Source organism: Amycolatopsis thailandensis (assembly GCF_042723255.1).
Lineage (GTDB): Bacteria > Actinomycetota > Actinomycetes > Mycobacteriales > Pseudonocardiaceae > Amycolatopsis > Amycolatopsis thailandensis.
The window spans coordinates 1-17,354 of the sequence record NZ_JBHXJK010000020.1 but is presented as its reverse complement, the minus strand read 5'-3'; the positions used below and the strand labels follow the sequence as shown (position 1 = coordinate 17,354).

Genomic DNA, 17,354 nt, shown 5'->3' with positions numbered 1-17,354 from the left:
CGGCGGTTTTTTGGGGTGTGTCCCTGGGGGGGGGGGGGGGGGGGGTGGGGGGGGGGGGGGGGGGGGGGGGGGGCCCCCCCCCCCCCCCCCCCTTCCGCGCCGAGCAGGGTTACTTGAGATCCGCGTCAGCCACGACGAACAGTTCGGAGTGCGGCTTGGCGTTGCCGAAGGACCCGTGCGGCCAGGTCTTCCGGTTGAAGTTGATCCCGACCTGTCCGGTGAACTCGTCCCGGAAGTTCTGGTCGACCGCGATCTTCCCGTCCTCGCCGAGGTTCAGCAGGTTGACCTTGTGGTCACCGTCCAAACCGGACCGTGCGACGAAGTAGTTCGACACCGCGAGGTGCTGCGGCTTGTCGGTCTCGCGGTAGTAGCCGTCGCCATCGAGCACGAAGTTGTCGTACGCGCCCCAGTGCGGGCCACCACCCGGGGTGCCCGGGTTGATCGGTGCCGCGCCGACGACGGTCGGCAGGTCGCCGCCACCGCCCTGCTGGGACTTTTCCTTCGTGTCGATCCGGCCGTCGATGTTCTCGACCTTGTCGCCCGCGGCGAGCAGCTTCTGGATGTCGAGGACGTACACGCCACCGGTGGTGCCGGGGTCGTCCGGGCCGAGCGCGCCCTTGGACCGGCCGGTGATCGCGCGGTAGAGGTACTTGTCGTCGGGGCTGGTCTGGATCCAGCCGCCGTTCGAGCCGCCACCGTTGGAGTCGTTGTTCGGGTGGATCGCCTTGTTCGCGGCGCCGTCGTCGAACACCTGGATCCAGTGCGGCTCCTTGGCGGTGATGTCCGGCGTGTAGAACACCGCGCCGCCCTGCATGGTCTGGGCGAATGCGCCCTTGTGCCCGGGCAGGTTGGTCACCGTGGTCTCCATGACCGCGCGGCTCTCGGCGTGCAGCGGGTCCGCGGGATCGGCGCGCGGACCGTCCGGCAGGTATGAGACCGCCTTGAGCTTCGGCTTGTTGCGGTCGGAGATGTCCCACGTGCGGACGGTCGGCCGTCGCAGGTACGGCGACGGCTGCTTCACCGGGTCGAGAATGATGTTGCGAGGCTCGGCGTAGTCGCTGGTGACCAGGGTGTTGAGGTCCTCGCGCGCCTGGATGCCGTGCGGGTTGGCGCAGGTCGGTTTGTCCAGTTGCGGGAGGTTGTCGCACAGCTTCTTGTTGTCGCCCTGCGGTGTGGCCGCCGGAGACTCGGAGAGCACCTGCGCGTTCTGGTCGAAGCGGACGACCTCGCCGGGGCTGCCGGCGAAACCGTTGCCCACCACGGTGGAGCCGTTGGCGTAGGTGTGCGGGCCGGGCACGACCGGGCCGCCCATGTACGTGCCGTACGCCGTGCCGTCCTTGAGGACCCAGTACGCGTCCGGCACGGAACCGCCGAGGGTCTGGGTCGGCAGGCTGACGCCCTTGAGTTTCAGTTGCGGCAACGCGGAAACGTCGAAGGCGTACGTCGCGGCGGCGAACAGCGCGCCGGCGTAGATCGTGTCGCCCTTGTGCCACACATATTGCATGTGGTGCGGCTCGTTCTCGACGAGCGGCCCGACGGTGGCGGTGTTGACGACCTTGCCGTAGGTCGGCGAACCCTGCGTCGCGTCGATCACGGCGAGGAAGTCCGGACCGGGCAACGCGTTCTTGATCTTGTTCAGGCCCCCGCCGAGCGAACCCGGCAGGTTCTTGACGTCCTTGACCAGGGTGTCGGCGATGTTCTCGTCACCGGCCCAGACCAGCAGCCACTTCTTGCGCTTGCCGTCGGCGCTCCGGGACGCCGCGACGTCCTTGGACACCAGGTGGTTCTGAACCCAGTACTCCTTGCCGTCGGCCGCCTTCTTCGCGTCCTTGACGACCTGGACGTCGGCGTAGGCACTCGTCGCGGAACCGGTATAGGTCACCGTGCCCACGGCGAGCGCCACCGCCATGGCGCCTATCGCCACTTTTCGCCACTTGGGCGAGTTGGATAGCATTCTTTCTCCCTGTTTTCGCTACCGAAGCGCCAGACAATCGGCACACCTCTCCCCGATTCGCACAGGTGCCACCGGCACGAATTAAAGGGAAAGCCATCAGCCGCCGGTTCACACAGGAAACCGTTGCGGCACAGCGGAAAGTGTCAGCGCACGGAGAATCGGCGCATCCGTTTCGGATACGCGGATTCAGCGGAACGCGACCAGCCCGGAATAGGTCAGGAATCCATACACAGCGCGCTTGCTTGCTGCCGCAAGTCAACGTGCCGGCGCCACACCAAGGCGACTGGGGATTGCATGGGCGAAATACTCGTGCGAAGCCGTCGGAGTGTCAATCTCGTGATCAAAGAATGGGACATGACACGGCAGGGTGAATTTCCCACGATGCGGATGCGCCATTAGGCCGAACGGGTGGCGATTTTCCGAGTACTGGGAATTAGGCCACCTGGCGGCACTACCGCACGTCACAACGGACCAGTAACCTGCTCCTCGCGCTCGCGGCAGCGTTACGAGTTCGTTATTCAATCCCGGGAACTCTGGTGCTGACCTGGATCCGGGGAGCCTTCCGAGACGGAGTCGCCATCGGCGCTCGTCGCGCTGGTCCTCACGCTGCGCCTCCCCGCGCCGACCTGCGCTTCCCCGCCTCAGATCGCGATTAGGGGCTAAACGCAAGTCGGCGCCGGATCGCGATTAGGGGGCTAAACGCAGGTCGGAGGCGGGGCCGCAGAGGGCCTGGTGCTTGAGGGTCGCCAGGGCGTCGTCGATGGGGTGGGAGGTTCCTTCGGCGTCCGGCTTGCGCCAGCGCACGAGGTTCATCGCGGCGGAGAACTGCCGTCCGCTGTCGGCACTGGCCCAGGCCATCGTCAAGGCGCCCCAAACCGTCCCGTCATGCCCCCAGAAGACGCCGTGACCCGGGATCTCGGTCTTGTAAAGACCGAGCCCGTAGTCGATCAGCCGCCCGTCCTGCGCGATGACCGGGACCAGACGCTGCATCTCCGCCAGCGACGACGGGCTGACGATCTCCCCGTCGAGCAGCTTCCGATAGAAGCGGTTGAGGTCCTCGACGGTCGAGACCAGGCCGGCGCCGGTCATCACCCAGGACATGTTGTAGACGCTGTAGTCGCGCGGCGGATCGATCGCGCCGAACAGCGCTTCGTACATCCGAGAGTGCGCTCCGACGATTGGCGGGCCGGCGGGAAAGCCGGTGTTCGCGAGGCCTGCGGGCTCGATGATGCTGCGGGAGATGTGCTCTTCCGCTGGTGTGCCGGTCAGGTGTTCCAGGAGCTCGCCCAGGAGCAGGTAGTTCGTGTTGGAGTAGATCCCGGGAGTGCTTCCCGGCTCCCCGGTGGCGGGCGCGTCGACACCCATCGCGATCAGCTCGGTGGGGCGGAACCGCCGGAACCGGTTGTCGTCGAGGCTCCCGGGAGCGAGCTCCTTGAGCGACGGGAACGCGTAAGGCAGGTACTCGGCGAGGCCGCTGGTGTGGTTGAGCAGCATGCGGATCGTGATCGTCCGGCCCCGTTCACCGGGGACAAGCCGCGGCAGGTGGTCGCCGATCGGCGCGTCGAGATCGAGCCGCCCCGCCTCGACCTGCCGCAGAACCGCGGCCGAGACGAAGGTCTTGGTGATGCTGCCAACGCGCTGCCGCATACCGATCTCGACGGGGCGACCGGTTTCGAGGTCGGCGACCCCGGCGGCCCCGCGCCAGACCAGCTCACCCGCGCGCACCTCGGCGAACACACCCGGCACCCCCGCCCGGTGGACACCGTCCAAGGCGGACCGCAGGCTCTTCATGGCCGAGTTCTCTTCTGTCACCAGTGATTCCATATTGACCATCTTTTCGACCGCCGACCTCGGGATCGTCCGCCATCCGTCGCGCATCTAGGCGGATACCGCACCGATCGTCGGCCTTCCTCGCCGCCGGCCCCAGATCGCGTTTAGCCCGCTAAACGCAGGTCGCCCCCGGATCGCGATTAGCGGGCTAAACGCAGGTCGGCGGGGAGAGGTGACGGGCAGGGAAAAGCCCCCGGTCCGGGAGAGACCGGGGGCTTTCTTGAGGTGGGGTGGTTGTTATTCGGACGGTTGGCGACGGCGGCGGGCGCCGAAGATCAGTGCCCCGCCGAGGCCCAGCGCGGCGAGCGCGAGCGCGCCGAGCCAGATCACGTCGGCACCGGTGCTGGCCAGCCCCGAGCCACCTTGGCCGCCACCGCTGCCCTGCCCGGCGGGAGCGCCGGTCGTCGGAGCCGGAGTTCCCGGCTCACCGCAGTTCGCGGGCTGCGTGGGCACGGTGGGCGCGGGCGCCTCGCCGGGCTCGGCCTCGAACCGTACCGGCCAGGGCTTGTCCTCCGGCCCGACGACATGGATCGGCCTCGGGTTCTCGTCCTTGATCCGCCATCCCTGAGGCGTCAGCAGATACAGCCGGTACTCCGGCCCCGGCGCCACCTTGCGGAACTCGAAACGTCCTTCGGCGTCGGTCGTCCGCTCGCCGATGACGGGACAGTCCCCATCGGAGACGAGCACGACCTTGACCCCGCTGACGCCCTTCGGCTCACCCTGACCGGCCGGCTGGACCACGTCACCGGCGACGGTGGCGAGAGCACCCGGCACGGCCGCCTGACCATGGGCGTACGCGTGACCGTCGAGGTCGACATCGCGATAACCGAAGTCGCAGCTCACCGTGACCAGGCCGCGGTTGACGGTGGCATCCGGCACCTTCTCGGACACGTCGATCGCGCGCGTCTCGCCGGGCGCGATCGTCACCCCGTTCGCCAGGTAGCCGAGTTCGCCCCAACCAGCCCCGCCTTTCAGCGCGTAGTCGGCTCCGAAGCGGTCACAACCGGAGACGATGCCCGTGAGCGGGATCGGACCCGAGTTGGTCAGGGTCACGGTGACGTGGGCGAGATCGCCAGGCTGGTAGCTGTCCTGGGTGAAGGCCATCGACGCTTTCAGCGCACCGTTCAGCGGCGGCGCTCCTCGGACGAGCAGATCCTTCGAATCCGGCCCGATCCGCACGAACTCGAACGGGAAATGCCAGCCCTTGATTTCCTCGCCGCCGAGGTAGTACCTGGCTGCCGGGACGTCGCCGAAGTCGATCTTCCCGGCCGCGTCGCTCGTGGCCTCGAACTTGGCGGATCCGTTGGCGTACTTCAGGGTGAGGGCGATGCCGGACAGCTGTTCGCCGTCGTCGGCGCGGCCGTTGCCGTTCTTGTCGCCGAACACGACGCCCGCCGCGTGCCCGGAGACCTTGACGATGGCGACGGACTCCTGGAATTCCCCGCTGCCGGCACCGGTCTCGTCCTGCACGTAGCCGCGGACGACCGCTTTGCCCGAGGTGAGGTCTTGAATCTGCCCGGAGACCTTGACCTCGTAGGTCTCTCCGGCCTCGAGCTTCTTGCCTGACTTGGTGCGTTCCAGTTCTCCCCACCCAGGATCGAACGAGACCGACAGGTCGGACGGATCGCTGATGAACTGGAAGACCTTCAGACCGTTCGCGGCGGCGGTGCCGGTGTTCTTGACCTTGAAGGTGAAGGTGACGTTCTCGTCGGTCCGGAATTCGCTCTTGTCGAAGACGACCGACGATACGAGCTGCGGCCGCTCGGCCTGCGGCTTCGGCGCCGCGGGCGTCGAACTCTCGACCGGTGGCGCGCTGGACGGCGGCGCCGCGGAACTCGCCGGAGCCTCAGACGTCGCCGGCGCACTCGATGCCGGTGACGAAGGTGCCGGATCCGCTCCGGCGGGCGCGGCGAACGCGCCCGTCAATGCCGCGGCCGCGGCGAAGGTCGCGAGATAGACCGCCCCAGTGCGAAAGCTCGATCTACCACTTGGTGATTTGTTCACGCAGAGTCACCCCTGATTACCCAGATGGAAATGCGCATAGCCCCCGAACCGCGTAGAACCGGATCACCCTATCGGGATTCGTGAAAAGCCAGAACCTATTTCGAGTGGTATCGGCAAAGAGAAAGCCCCCGGCGTGGAACCGGGGGCTTTCTCGTGATGGTCGCTGCTTACTCGACAGGCCTGCGACGGCGGCGGGCACCGAACATCAGTGCCCCTCCGAGGCCCAGCGCGGCCAGCGCCAGCGCACCGAGCCAGAGCACGTCGGCTCCGGTGCTGGCCAGCCCCGATCCGCCCTGTCCGCCGCCGGAACCCTGCTCTCCGCCTGGCGCGCCGGGTACCGGAGTGGTGGTTCCGGGCTTGCCACAGGTCGAAGGCTGGGCGGGCACGGCAGGGAGCGGAGCCTCACCCTTCTCCGCCTCGACGAACGTCCGACCGGCGTTGTCCTCCGGGCCCACGACCAGAATCGACGTCGGATTGTCGTACTTGATCCGCCAGCCCTGAGGGGGCAGGAAGTACAAGCTGTAGTCCGGCCCAGGCGCTACCTTGCGGAACTCGAAGTGTCCTTTCTCATCGGTCGTCGTCTCGCCCGCTACAGGGCAGTCACCCTTGGAGACGAGTACGACCTTGACGCCGGAAAGGCCCTCCTGCGGCTTGCCCGGGCCGGCGTTGTGCACGACGTCCCCGATGACGGAGGCGACACCACCCGGCACCGCCGCCCTGGCATGGGCCGTGGCGTGGTTGTCGATGTCGACCTCGCCATACCCGAAGTCACACTCCACCCCGACGTAGCCGACGTTGAGCGCGGCATCCGGCACCTTCTCCGACACATCGAACGTCCGCGTCTGTCCCGGAGCGATGGTGGCGCCGTCCGTGTCGGAGTCGAGTTCTCCCCACCCGGACCTGCCTTTGAAGGCGTGGTCGGCACCCGCGCGATTGCACGCGGCCACGATGCCGGTGAGCGGGATCGTTCCGGAGTTGGTCAGCGTCACGGTGACATGCGCGGTCTCACCAGGCTGATAGGTGTCCTTGGCGAAGGCCAGCGATGCTTTCAACGCGCCGTTCAACGGCGGCGAACCGCGAAGAAGCAAGTTCTTCTCACCGGGCTCGATCTTGACGAGCTTGGCGGGGAACAACCAGCCCTTGATCACCTCGCCGCCGAAGCGATACTCGGCCGCGGGGACGTCACCGAACTCGATTCGGCCGTCCGCGTCGCTCGTGGCGGTGAATTTGGTGGGGCCATTGTTGTAGTTCAGCGTGAGGGTTACGCCGTCCAGCTTTTCCCCGTCGTCGAGCGTGCCGCTGCCGTTCTTGTCGCCGTAGACGACACCCGTCACGCGGCCGGTCTCTTTGGTGATCTTCGTGGTACCGGAGAACCGACCGACCATGAAGCTGCTGTCGTCGAAGATGATTCCCTGAACGACGGCGGAGGCGTTCTCGAGGTCTTTGACCTTCCCGGTGACCGGGAGCTCGAAGCTCTCGCCCGGCTTGAGGTTCTTTTTCTCCCGGCCGAGCACGAGCGGTCCCCAGCCCGGTTCGTAGGGGACCACCAAATCGGTCGGCTCACTGAACGACTGGGAAACCCAGATTCCGGTCGAGTCGACGGTGCCGACATTCTTGATCTTGAAAGTGAATCGGACGTCCTCGTCGGTCCGATACGACGGCTTGTCGAAGACGACCGACGCCTCGATGTTCGCTCGCTCGGCCTGCGGTTTCGGCGCCGCGGGAGCCGAGCTCTCCGCAGGCGGAACGCTGGGCGAGGGAGCCGTGGAACTCTCCGGTGCTTCGGACGTCGCCGGTGCGGTGGAAACAGGAGCCGAAGGCTCCGGATCCGCCAAGGCCGGTGTGGCGAAAACGCCGGTCAATGCCGCCACGGCGGCGAAATAGACAACCCCGGTACGCGCGATCGATCTCGCGCCAGGTCTTTTGCTCACGCAGAGTCTCCCCAGATAACCCATTGGAATGCGCACAGCCCCCGAACCGCGTGGAACCCGATCACCTTAACCGGATTCGCGAGGGACCCACACCTATTTCGGGTACCGGGGTCGAATCGGAACATTCCGGAAAACGAGAAAGGCCCCCGCCGGATCGGCGGGGGCCTTTCTCGTCGTTATCGCTTCGGTCAGCGGAAGTCGCGGCCGAAGTCGTAGTCGTCCAGCGGCACCGCGGCACCAGGGGTGGAGCCGAAGACATCCGGGGTGTAGTAGCCGTCGTCGTAGGACGGGATCGCGTAAGCGGCGACCCGCGCCTCCTCGGTCGGCTGCACCTGGATGTTGCGGTACTTGTTGATCCCGGTACCGGCCGGGATCAGCTTACCGATGATCACGTTCTCCTTGAGGCCCACGAGCTTGTCCGAACGGCCGTTGATGGCCGCGTCGGTCAGGACACGCGTGGTCTCCTGGAACGAGGCCGCCGACAGCCACGAGTCCGTGGTCAGCGAGGCCTTCGTGATCCCCATCAGCACCGGGCGACCCGAGGCGGGCTCGCCACCTTCGGCGACCGACGCGCGGTTCTTCGCCTCGAACTTGGTCCGCTCGGGCAGCTCGCCCGGGAGGAAGTCCGTGGCACCGGAGTCGATGATCGTCACGCGGCGCAGCATCTGCCGCACGATGACCTCGATGTGCTTGTCGTGGATCGACACACCCTGCGCCCGGTACACCTTCTGGACCTCGTCCACCAGGTGCATCTGCGCCTCGCGCGGCCCCATGACCCGCAGGACCTCGTGCGGGTCCGGCGTGCCTTCGAGCAGCTGCTGACCGACGGCGACACGGTCACCGTCGCCCAGCGGGCCGTTCGGGGTGTTCGCGAGCCGCTGACGCTTGGACAGCTTGTCGAAGACGATCTCTTCGCTGCCGTCGTCCGGGATCAGCGTGATCTTCCAGAACCGCTCGCTCTCCTCGATGCGCACACGGCCATCGACGTCGGCGATCGGCGCCTTGCCCTTCGGGACCCGGGCCTCGAACAGCTCCTGGACACGGGGCAGACCGGTCGTGATGTCGTCACCGGCGACACCACCCTGGTGGAACGTACGCATCGTCAGCTGCGTACCCGGCTCACCGATCGACTGGGCCGCGACGATACCCACGGCCTCGCCGACGTCGACGAGCTGACCGGTCGCCATGGACCGGCCGTAGCAGGTGGCGCAGATACCGACGGCCGACTCACAGGTGAGGACCGAACGGACCTTGACCTTGGAGATCCCGCTCGAGATGAGCTTGTCCAGGGCCGGGTCGCCGATGTCGTCGCCGGCGTTGAGCACGACGTTGCCCTTGGCGTCGACCGCGTCGGTCGCCAGGTTCCGCGCGTACACGGCCGTCTCGACGTGCTGGTCGCGCAGGACCTTGCCGTCGCCGACGTCCTGCCCGATCGGCATGTTGATACCGCGGGTGGTGCCACAGTCGATCTCGCGGACGATGACGTCCTGCGACACGTCCACCAGACGACGGGTCAGGTAACCCGAGTCGGCGGTACGGAGCGCCGTGTCCGCCAGACCCTTACGGGCACCGTGCGTCGCGATGAAGTACTCCGCCACCGACAGGCCTTCACGGAAGTTGGCCTTGATCGGACGCGGGATGTACTCACCCTTCGGGTTCGACACCAGGCCACGCATACCGGCCAGCGACCGGACCTGCGTCATGTTGCCCGCCGCGCCCGACTTCACGATCATCGCGATCGGGTTGTCGTCCGGCAGCGCCGTCTCCATGATCTTGTGGACCTCTTCGGTGGCCTGCGTCCACACCTTGACGAGCTCGTTGTTGCGCTCGGTGTGCGACAGCTGACCACGCTGGTACCGCTTCTCGACCTGGTCGGCCTTGCCTTCGTACTCGTCCAGAATGGCCTTCTTGCCTGCCGGGACGAGCACGTCGGAGATCGCGACCGTGACACCCGAGCGGGTCGCCCAGTAGAAACCGGCGTCCTTCAGGCGGTCCAGGGTCTGCGCGACCTGGGTCATCGAGTAGCGCTCGGCGAGGTCGTTCACGATCAGGGCCTGACGCTTCTTCGGCATCGGCTCGTTGATGAACGGGTAGTCCGCCGGCAGCAGCTCGTTGAACAGCACGCGGCCCAGGGTGGTCTCGGCCAGCCAAGCCTTGCCCGGCTCCCAGCCCTTCTCCGCGAGCGCCGCTTCGTCGGCCTTGGCGGGCTGACGGTCGGTGATGCGGATCTTGATCGGGGCGTGCAGGCTCAGCGCCTTGCGGTCGAACGCCATGATCGCCTCGGCCGGCGAGGAGTAGGCGAAGCCCGCTCCGTCGGCCTTCTCGTTCAGGCGGGTCAGGTGGAACAGACCGGTCACCATGTCCAGACGCGGCATGGCGAGCGGGCGGCCCGACGCCGGCGAAAGGATGTTGTTCGCCGACAGCATCAGGATGCGGGCCTCGGCCTGCGCCTCCGCGGACAGCGGGAGGTGCACGGCCATCTGGTCACCGTCGAAGTCCGCGTTGAACGCTTCACAGACCAGCGGGTGCAGCTGGATGGCCTTGCCTTCGACCAGCTGCGGCTCGAAGGCCTGGATACCGAGGCGGTGCAGGGTCGGCGCACGGTTCAGCATCACCGGGTGGCCGGTGATGACCTCTTCGAGCACGTCCCACACCTGCGGCCGCGAGCGTTCCACCATCCGCTTGGCGGACTTGATGTTCTGCGCGTGGTTCAGGTCGACCAGCCGCTTCATGACGAACGGCTTGAACAGCTCGAGCGCCATGTCCTTCGGCAGACCGCACTGGTGCAGCTTCAGCTGCGGGCCGACGATGATGACCGAACGGCCGGAGTAGTCGACACGCTTGCCGAGCAGGTTCTGACGGAACCGGCCCTGCTTGCCCTTGAGCAGGTCGGACAGCGACTTCAGCGGGCGGTTACCGGGACCGGTGACCGGGCGGCCGCGGCGGCCGTTGTCGAACAGCGCGTCGACGGCCTCCTGCAGCATCCGCTTCTCATTGTTGACGATGATCTCGGGCGCGCCGAGGTCGATCAGCCGCTTCAACCGGTTGTTCCGGTTGATGACCCGGCGGTAGAGGTCGTTCAGGTCGGAGGTGGCGAACCGGCCACCGTCGAGCTGGACCATCGGGCGCAGGTCCGGCGGGATCACCGGGACGGCGTCGAGCACCATGCCGCGCGGGTCGTTGCCGGTGGCCTGGAAGGCCGCGACGACCTTGAGCCGCTTCAGCGCGCGGAGCTTCTTCTGCCCCTTGCCGTTGCGGATGGTGTCGCGCAGGTTGTCGGCCTCGGCCGCGACGTCGAACTCGGTGGCCAGCTTCTGGATGGCCTCCGCGCCCATGCCGCCGGTGAAGTACTCGCCGTACCGGTCGATGAGCTCGCGGTAGAGCAGCTCGTCGGCGATCAGCTGACGCACGTCGAGCTTGGTGAAGGTCGTCCAGACCTCCTCGAGACGGTCCAGCTCGCGACCGGCGCGGTCACGCAGCTGACGCATCTCGCGCTCGCCGCCTTCCTTGACCTTGCGGCGGACGTCGGACTTGGCGCCCTCCGCCTCCAGCTCGGCCAGGTCGGCTTCCAGCTTCTGCGCCCGTGCCTCGATGTCCGCGTCACGCTTGGTCTCGAGGTTCTTGCGCTCGACGCCGATCTCGTTCTCGAGGGTCGGCAGGTCGTTGTGCCGCAGCTCGGTGTTCACACCGGTGATCACGTAGGCCGCGAAGTAGATGATCTTCTCGAGGTCCTTCGGCGCCAGGTCGAGCAGGTAGCCCAGGCGGGAGGGAACACCCTTGAAGTACCAGATGTGGGTGACGGGGGCGGCCAGCTCGATGTGGCCCATCCGCTCACGGCGCACCTTGGCGCGGGTGACCTCGACGCCACAGCGCTCGCAGATGATGCCCTTGAAGCGGACCCGCTTGTACTTACCGCAGTAGCACTCCCAGTCCCGGGTCGGGCCGAAGATCTTCTCGCAGAAGAGGCCGTCCTTCTCGGGCTTGAGCGTCCGGTAGTTGATGGTCTCCGGCTTCTTCACCTCGCCGAAGGACCACTGACGAATGTCGTCGGCGGTGGCGAGGCCGATGCGGAGCTCATCGAAGAAGTTGACGTCCAGCACGTCTTTACATCCCCTTGGGGTTGATGCGACTAGAGGAGTTGGCGAGTGGAGGCGGGAGCCCGACGGACTCCCGCCTCATCGCGGTCAGTGCACGACGTCGTCCACCGAGGGCGACTCGTTGCGGGACAGGTTGATGCCGAGGTTCGCCGCGGCACGCTCGAGGTCCTCGTCGTCGGAGTCGCGCATCTCGATCGCGGCGCCGTCGCTGGACAGCACCTCGACGTTGAGGCAGAGCGACTGGAGCTCCTTCAGGAGCACCTTGAACGACTCGGGGATACCCGGCTCGGGGATGTTCTCCCCCTTGACGATGGCCTCGTACACCTTGACGCGGCCGACCACGTCGTCCGACTTGATCGTCAGGAGCTCCTGCAGGGTGTATGCGGCGCCGTACGCCTGCATCGCCCAGCACTCCATCTCGCCGAACCGCTGGCCACCGAACTGCGCCTTACCACCCAGCGGCTGCTGCGTGATCATCGAGTACGGGCCGGTGGACCGGGCGTGGATCTTGTCGTCGACCAGGTGGTGCAGCTTCAGGATGTACATGTAGCCGACCGAGACCGGGTACGGGTACGGCTCGCCGGAGCGGCCGTCGAGCAGCGTGGCCTTGCCGTTCTGCTTGACCATGCGCTCGCCGTCGCGGTTCGGCTTGGTCGCCGCGAGCAGCCCGGTGAGCTCCTCTTCCTTGGCGCCGTCGAACACCGGGGTGGCGGTGTTCGTGCCGGGGTCGACGTCGTAGAGCTCCTCGTTGAGGTTCTTCGCCCAGTCGGGCTCGCCCTCGATCTTCCAGCCCTGCGACGCCAGCCAGCCCAGGTGAAGCTCCAGGACCTGGCCGATGTTCATACGACGCGGGACACCGTGGGTGTTCAGGATGATGTCGACGGGCGTGCCGTCCTCCATGAACGGCATGTCCTCGGCGGGGAGGATCTTGCCGATGACACCCTTGTTCCCGTGGCGGCCGGCGAGCTTGTCGCCCGGCTGGATCTTCCGCTTCTGGGCCACGTAGACGCGGACCAGTTCGTTGACGCCCGGGGGCAGCTCGTCGTCGTCCTCGCGCGAGAACACGCGGATGCCGATGACCTTGCCGGTCTCGCCGTGCGGCACCTTCAGCGAGGTGTCGCGGACCTCACGGGCCTTCTCGCCGAAGATCGCGCGGAGCAGGCGCTCCTCCGGGGTCAGCTCGGTCTCGCCCTTGGGCGTGACCTTGCCGACCAGGATGTCGCCGTCGCGGACCTCGGCACCGATGCGGATGATGCCGCGCTCGTCGAGGTCGGCGAGGACCTCCTCGGAGACGTTCGGGATGTCCCGGGTGATCTCCTCGGCGCCCAGCTTGGTGTCGCGGGCGTCGATCTCGTGCTCCTCGATGTGGATCGACGTGAGCACGTCGTCCTGCACCAGGCGCTCGGAGAGGATGATCGCGTCCTCGTAGTTGTGGCCCTCCCACGGCATGACCGCGACGAGCAGGTTCTTGCCGAGCGCCATCTCACCGTTCTCGGTGGACGGGCCGTCGGCGATGACCTGACCCTGCTCGACCCGGTCACCCTCGTTGACGATCGGGCGGTGGTTGAAGCAGGTGCCGTGGTTCGAGCGGCGGAACTTGTACAGTCCGTAGCTCTTCCGCGTGCCGTCGTCGTGCATGATCGTGATCAGGTCGGCCGAGAGCTCCTCGACCACACCGGCCTGCTCGGCGACGAGCACGTCACCGGCGTCCACCGCGGCACGCAGCTCCACGCCGGTACCGACCAGCGGGGCCGAGTTGCGCAGCAGCGGAACTGCCTGACGCTGCATGTTCGCGCCCATGAGCGCGCGGTTCGCGTCGTCGTGCTCGAGGAACGGGATCATCGCGGTCGCGACCGAGACCATCTGTCGCGGCGAGACGTCCATGTAGTCCACGTCGAGCGGGTCGATCAGCTCGACCTCGCCGCCCTTCTTACGGACCAGGACGCGGTCTTCGACGAAGGTGCCGTCGTCCGAGATCGGCGCGTTCGCCTGCGCCTTCACGTAACGGTCTTCCTCGTCCGCGGTGAGGTAGTCGACCTGGTCGGTGACGCGGCCCTCGACGACCTTGCGGTACGGGGTCTCGATGAAACCGAACGGGTTGACCCGCGCGTACGAGCAGAGCGAACCGATCAGGCCGATGTTCGGGCCTTCCGGCGTCTCGATCGGGCACATGCGGCCGTAGTGCGACGGGTGGACGTCACGGACCTCCATGCCGGCGCGCTCACGCGACAGACCACCCGGGCCGAGGGCGGACAGACGACGCTTGTGCGTCAGCCCCGACAGCGGGTTGTTCTGGTCCATGAACTGCGACAGCTGCGAAGTACCGAAGAACTCCTTGATCGCCGCCACGACGGGACGGATGTTGATCAGGGTCTGCGGCGTGATCGCCTCGACGTCCTGGGTGGTCATCCGCTCGCGGACGACGCGCTCCATCCGGGACAGACCCACGCGGATCTGGTTCTGGATGAGCTCGCCGACGGTGCGGAGACGACGGTTGCCGAAGTGGTCGATGTCGTCGGTCTCGACCGGGATGGTCTGGTCGCCGACGGTCGCCTTGTCCTCGCCCGCGTGCAGGCGGACCAGGTACTCGATCGTCGAGACGATGTCCTCTTCGGTCAGCGTCCCGGTGTCGTACGGCGTGGTCAGGCCGAGCTTCTTGTTCAGCTTGTACCGGCCGACCTTGGCCAGGTCGTAGCGCTTCGGCTTGAAGAACAGGTTCTCCAGCAGCGTCTGCGCGCTCTCCTTGGTGGGCGGTTCGCCCGGGCGCAGCTTGCGGTAGATGTCGAGCAGCGCCTCGTCGGTGCCGGCGGTGTGGTCCTTCTCGAGGGTGGCGAGCAGCGTCTCGGAGAAGGAGAAGCGCTCGCGGATCGCCTCGGTGGTCCAGCCGAGCGCCTTCAGCAGCACGGTGACCGGCTGGCGGCGCTTGCGGTCGATGCGGACGCCGACGGTGTCGCGCTTGTCGACGTCGAACTCGAGCCAGGCACCCCGGCTCGGGATGACGCGGACGTTGAAGACGTCCTTGTCCGTGGTCTTGTCGACGCTGGTGTCGAAGTACACACCCGGCGAACGGACCAGCTGGGACACGACGACACGCTCGGTGCCGTTGATGACGAAGGTGCCCTTGTCGGTCATCACCGGGAAGTCGCCCATGAAGACCGTCTGGCTCTTGATCTCGCCGGTGTTGTTGTTCACGAACTCGGCGGTCACGAACAGCGGGGCCGCGTACGTCATGTCCTTGTCCTTGCACTCCTCGACGGAGGCCTTGACCTCGTCGAAGCGCGGGTCGGAGAAGGACAGCGACATGGATCCGGAGAAGTCTTCGATCGGCGAGATCTCGTTGAGGACCTCTTCCAGGCCGCCGACCGGGTTTTCTTCACCTTCTTCGACGCGGCGTTCGAACCACGCCTCGTCGCCGGTGAACCATTCGAATGACCTGATCTGCACGTCGAGCAGGTTCGGGGTGCTGAGCGGCTCGCGAATCTTTGCGAAGGAGACCCGTTTGGGGGCTCCCGGGATTCCCGTGGACTCCGAGCGAGATACAGCCGAGGTGGTCGCAGCAGTGGCCTGGTTCGCGGGAGAGACTGCCAAGATGCGTCCTTCCGGGGACAATGAGCGGTGAGCAGCCGCGTCAGCAACAGCTGAAGCGGACTGTCAAGGGTGCCGTGTGCCCACTATCCTAACTACCGGCTCCGGGCAGCCTGAAAGAGGGCAGCGCAAAGAAGCAGTCTAGCCCGAACGTCGCGGTCTGTCCAGGGGGCGCTCCCGATGGGGCCCAGCCTGCATCGCAACGTCTTCAGGTATGCCTCTCCTGGCTTCCCCGGGCCGTCCCTCCCGCAAGGGCACCGCCGGTTCTCACCGTTGCCAGTAAGCGTGACCCCACAGGGGCTCTGAGTCAAGATGCCGCGCGGTGGTCCCGCCGGTTGGCGCAGCGTCGAAGTAGCTCCGCACAGGGTGCTTCACAGGACGATCATCCTGGTTACCGCCCGGTACCCGCAGGTGACGGCACCGGGGCGCCGACCTGCGTTTAGCGGGCTAAACGCGATCCGGACGGCGGGGCGCCCTGGAGAGTCACCGGGTCGGGGCGGGGGCGTTCGGGGTGGTTCGGGGCTTGTGGCGGCTGTGACCGGTGAGTCGGCTGGGGTGGCGCACAGGGAGGCCCTCAGATCGCGATTAGGGGGCTAAAGTCGATCCGGCCGCCGCTGCGAGACTGGAGGCATGAACGAGCAGGGGCCCGAGTCCGACGCGCCGCCGATGCCCGCGGCTGTTCTGCCCACCGAGGCCGAGCTGCGGGTCGCCGCGGAGCAGAGCACCGTCCTGAAGGACCTTCGCCGCTACGTCGCCGCTTTGGGCAAGCCTGACGAACCGGACAACGCGCTGATCCCCCGCTGGGCCGAGGCTTGCGGGCTGGTCCGTGTCGTCGACGGAGCGCACGTAGCCGTCGAGGAAAACGCGAACCTCCTCGACAGCCCTGTCGAGCTCTGGGAGCGGGCGTATCTGACGATCGGCGAAACCGGTCGTGTCTTCGCCCTTGAGGACGACGACTTGCCTCCGGGTTTCGACCTGATGCTTCCCCGGCTGGTCTCGACGATCGCTTTCACGCTCTACGGATCGGGTCCGACCCCGGTTCCCGTCGACCTCCTCCCCGAGGTCTTGACGGCGATGCTCGGCCTCGAGCGCAGCGAGTCGACGCGTCACGCGGTGGCGGTCACGCTGGACCTCCTGGAACGGCTCGGCGCCCTCCATCAGGGCGTCGCGGATCCGGCCGAACTCGCGTCGGTCACCAAGGTCACGGGCGATCCCAGCCCGTCGCCGGCGATGATCTGGCTCACCCCGATCGCCGTGTGGGCGATCAACCGGGAACTCCGCGCGGCCGGAGTGAACGCGCCGGTCGTCGGTGAATCCGCGGACGAAAGTCTCGACAGCCTGTGTTCGGGCCTCGTCGGCACCGCGGCGGCGATCATGGACGCCGAACTGAAGGCCTGGGCCCGGCGCCGATCGCCCTCCGCCACGATCGAGGAAGCGAGTGAGTTCCTCCGGACCACGAAGCGTCCCGAGGGGCGGCTGTTCGCCCTGGTCGTGCTCGGGGCCACCGGCGAGCCCGGTGTCGAAGCCGCTGCCGAAGTCCGCGCCGAGGGCGGCGTGCCCGGCGCGGTCGCCGCGATGTGGCTGTCCGAGCAGGGAGCGGTCCGGCGCGAAACGATCACCCGCGACGAAGTCGCCGTCGGGATGACCGACCACTTCGCGGCCATGCACGTGCTCGGCTCGTTCGTCCATCAGCTCGCCGACCTGGAGGACGGCTTCGACGTGGTCGATCTGCTGACGTCCTCCGGTCACCCGGCCACCCGCGAACTCCTGGACGTGGTCGGCGCGAAGCATCCGGACCGGGCGATGGCCAAGAAGGCACGGACCGCGAGCTTCAAGCTCCGGTCGAGCGGCCGCTGAGCTCCTGGCCAAGGCCCCGGCGCTTCGCGTTTAGCCCGCTAAACGCAGGTCGGCGGGGTGGGAAGCCGTGAAGGCCTCCTTGAGGGCCTCTGTGTC

General features: G+C 67.0%; 7 protein-coding genes. 1 reads left to right on the top strand and 6 read right to left on the bottom strand.

Features of this window, described 5'->3' with window-relative positions; genetic code table 11:
• Positions 1 to 109: 109 nt before the first annotated feature.
• The 6 genes from ACFWMR_RS10690 to rpoB all read right to left on the bottom strand — a co-directional run bounded on the left by ACFWMR_RS10690 (position 110) and on the right by rpoB (position 15,404).
• Positions 110 to 1,909 carry a hypothetical protein gene (locus ACFWMR_RS10690; protein ID WP_093938488.1) on the bottom strand — a complete coding sequence of 600 codons (1,800 nt, stop codon included), beginning with the start codon at positions 1,907 to 1,909 and terminating at the stop codon, positions 110 to 112.
• A gap of 732 nt (positions 1,910 to 2,641) precedes the next feature.
• Positions 2,642 to 3,766 carry a serine hydrolase domain-containing protein gene (locus tag ACFWMR_RS10685; protein ID WP_378378219.1) on the bottom strand — a complete coding sequence of 375 codons (1,125 nt, stop codon included), beginning with the start codon at positions 3,764 to 3,766 and terminating at the stop codon, positions 2,642 to 2,644.
• 255 nt (positions 3,767 to 4,021) lie between these two features.
• On the bottom strand, positions 4,022 to 5,788 hold the full coding sequence (locus ACFWMR_RS10680; protein ID WP_378378218.1) for a CARDB domain-containing protein: 1,767 nt from the start codon (positions 5,786 to 5,788) through the stop codon (positions 4,022 to 4,024).
• Positions 5,789 to 5,955: 167 nt separating this feature from the next.
• Positions 5,956 to 7,719: a hypothetical protein gene (locus tag ACFWMR_RS10675; protein WP_378378217.1), complete on the bottom strand. Its 1,764-nt coding sequence runs from the start codon at positions 7,717 to 7,719 to the stop codon at positions 5,956 to 5,958.
• 188 nt (positions 7,720 to 7,907) lie between these two features.
• Positions 7,908 to 11,819 carry a DNA-directed RNA polymerase subunit beta' gene (locus ACFWMR_RS10670; RefSeq protein WP_093938492.1) on the bottom strand — a complete coding sequence of 1,304 codons (3,912 nt, stop codon included), beginning with the start codon at positions 11,817 to 11,819 and terminating at the stop codon, positions 7,908 to 7,910.
• 84 nt (positions 11,820 to 11,903) lie between these two features.
• On the bottom strand, positions 11,904 to 15,404 hold the full coding sequence (rpoB, locus tag ACFWMR_RS10665) for a DNA-directed RNA polymerase subunit beta (RefSeq protein ID WP_378378216.1): 3,501 nt from the start codon (positions 15,402 to 15,404) through the stop codon (positions 11,904 to 11,906).
• Positions 15,405 to 16,031: 627 nt separating this feature from the next.
• Here rpoB and ACFWMR_RS10660 point away from each other — a divergent pair.
• The gene (locus tag ACFWMR_RS10660; RefSeq protein WP_378378215.1) at positions 16,032 to 17,258 is read left to right on the top strand and encodes a hypothetical protein; all 1,227 of its coding nucleotides are present in this window, start codon (positions 16,032 to 16,034) and stop codon (positions 17,256 to 17,258) included.
• The last annotated feature ends 96 nt before the right edge of the window (positions 17,259 to 17,354 follow it).

Excerpts from the sequence above, each read along its gene's own strand:
- ACFWMR_RS10660 (WP_378378215.1), top strand. The coding sequence starts at position 16,032 with ATGAACGAGCAGGGGCCCGAGTCCGACGCGCCGCCGATGCCCGCGGCT.
- ACFWMR_RS10690 (WP_093938488.1), bottom strand. The coding sequence starts at position 1,909 with ATGGCGGTGGCGCTCGCCGTGGGCACGGTGACCTATACCGGTTCCGCG.